The organism is Bradyrhizobium genomosp. I (2014) (assembly GCF_000261685.1).
Taxonomy (GTDB): domain Bacteria; phylum Pseudomonadota; class Alphaproteobacteria; order Rhizobiales; family Xanthobacteraceae; genus Bradyrhizobium.
Map to the genome: position 1 here is coordinate 1 of NZ_AJQE01000274.1, position 2,230 is coordinate 2,230.

Below are 2,230 nucleotides of genomic sequence, written 5' to 3' on the forward strand. Positions count from 1 at the left end.
ACGGAGCCTGGTGGGGCCGCAACATCGCTAGCGGCGCCAAGGCCGCGTTCGCCGCGTCGGTCGCGCGTTATCTCGCGGCCATCGCCTGAGCCGGTGTGCCGGCAGATTTATCTTGCCAGTCCTCAATAAATGTACTACTAGTACAGTTATTGAATCTGCTGCTGCAACCGCCCGCATTCGCAGGATCGGCATGATCGATGCATCGCGGAATGCACGGCGTACTAAGGCTGCGTGAGCAGGGAGTTGGATGCATGACGGCGCAGCGCGACTACGAGATTTTCGAGGCCGGCGACGTCACGCTGCAGTCCAGGGCCGTCTTCCCCTCGCTGAAGCTCGCCTACAAGACCTACGGCGCGCTGAGCCCGGCCAGGGACAACGTCATCCTCTATCCGACCTCGTTCAGCGCGCAGCATACCGACACCGAATGGCTGATCGGGCCCGACGGCGTGCTCGATCCCACGCGTTACTTCATCATCATCCCGAACCTGTTCGGCAACGGCCTGTCGTCCTCGCCTTCGAATACGCCCGCGCCATTCCCCGAGGTGAGCTATCACGATGCCATCGCGGTCCAGCACCGGCTCCTCACCGAACGCTTCGGCATTTCGAAGCTTGCGCTCGTCTATGGCTGGTCGATGGGCGGTATGCAGGCCTATCACTGGGCGGCGCTGCATCCTGACATGGTCGAGCGCGCTGCGGTCGTCTGCGGCAGCGCGCGTTGCGCGCCCTACAATTACGTCTTCCTGGAAAGCGTGAAGGCCGCGCTCACCGCCGATCCCGCCTTCCGCGACGGGCGCTTCGTGGAAAAGCCCGTCGCCGGCTATCGCGCCATGGGGCGGGTGTATGCCGGCTGGGCGATGTCGCATGGCTTCTATCGCGACGAGCTCTGGCGCGAAGCCGGCTTCACCTCGCTGGAGGACTATCTCGTCCGCACCTGGGACGCGACGTTTGCCCGGCGCGATGCCAACGACCTGCTGGCGCAGGTCGGCATCTGGCAGCGCGGCGACATCAGCCGTTGTGAGGAGTTTGGTGGCGACCTCGATCGCGCGCTGGCGGCGATCAAGGCGCACATGCTGCTGATGCCGGGCGCGACCGATCGCTATTTCGACGTCCGCGACAACGAGGACGAACTCGGCCGGCTGGTCAACGCGAAATCGGCCGTGCTGCATCCGATCCCGTCGCTGCATGGCCATCGCGCCGGCAACCCAGTCAACAATCCGCGCGACCAGGCCTTCATCAAGGCCGAGGTCGCCGAGCTTCTCAGCAAGTAGGGCGGGCAACCGATCATGAGCGACGCAACCGTTTCAGAGTCCGGTCATCGCCTGAAGCCGCTGACGCCGGCCATGCTGCGCGAATTGTCGGTTCGCTCCGATCTCAGGGGGGCGGCGCAGAGCCTCGGCCATTACGGCGTGATCCTGCTGGTGGGCGCGTCGATCTGGAAGGTTTCGTCGACATGGGGCGTGCTGTGGGCGCTGCCGCTGATGGCGGTGCAGGGCTATGTCGTCGCCTTCCTGTTCATGGCAGTGCACGAAACCGCACACAAGACCGCGTTCAGGAGCCGCGGCCTCAATCTCGCGGTGGGCCATCTCTCGGCTTTCATCATCGGATTGCCTTACGAATATTACTGCCTGTTTCACTGGGACCACCACCGCTACACCCAGGATCCGGACAAGGATCCCGAGCTGATCGTCGGGGTGAAGCCGACATCCGACACGCAATTGGCGATCGCTTACAGCGGCCTGCTCCAGGTCGCCGGCCGTCTCCGCCTGATGCTCGGCCATGCCGTCACCGGCAAGGTCGTCGTCCCCTGGGTTCCCGAAAGCAAGCGTGCGGTCATCGTGCGAGAGGCACGTGTCTATGTCGCGCTTTATGTCCTGCTGCTCGCGCTCTCGCTGTGGTTCTCGTCAGCGCTGCTGCTTTGGGTCTGGATCGTCCCGCTCGTCATCGGGCAGTTCTTCCTGCGGCCTTATCTCTATGCCGAGCACACCGGTTGCGAACGTACCCGCAGCGCCTTCCACAACACCCGCACCACCTACACCGGCGCGGTCGTCAAATGGTTCGCGTGGAACATGCCTTACCATGTCGAGCACCACGCCTATCCGTCGATCCCCTTTCACGCGCTGCCGAGGCTGAACGAGATCGTCGACGGCGAGATCGTCCATCGCGGCCGCGGCTACATCAGGACGACGCGCGAGACCTGGGCCTGGTTTCGCCGGCAGCGGCAGCCCGTTTT

Annotated in this window: 2 protein-coding genes and 1 pseudogene; all 3 read left to right on the forward strand. The window is 64.0% G+C overall.

The window, feature by feature from the left end:
• Nucleotides 1-89, forward strand: a pseudogene (locus IC50_RS43255) (MBL fold metallo-hydrolase); the annotation flags it as partial.
• Nucleotides 90-251: 162 nt separating this feature from the next.
• Nucleotides 252-1,268 (forward strand): alpha/beta fold hydrolase, encoded by a 1,017-nt coding sequence (locus tag IC50_RS25410; RefSeq protein ID WP_035711213.1) that lies wholly within the window; start codon nucleotides 252-254, stop codon nucleotides 1,266-1,268.
• Nucleotides 1,269-1,283: 15 nt separating this feature from the next.
• The coding region (locus IC50_RS25415; RefSeq protein ID WP_035711215.1) for a fatty acid desaturase at nucleotides 1,284-2,230 on the forward strand (947 nt) is incomplete at its 3' end.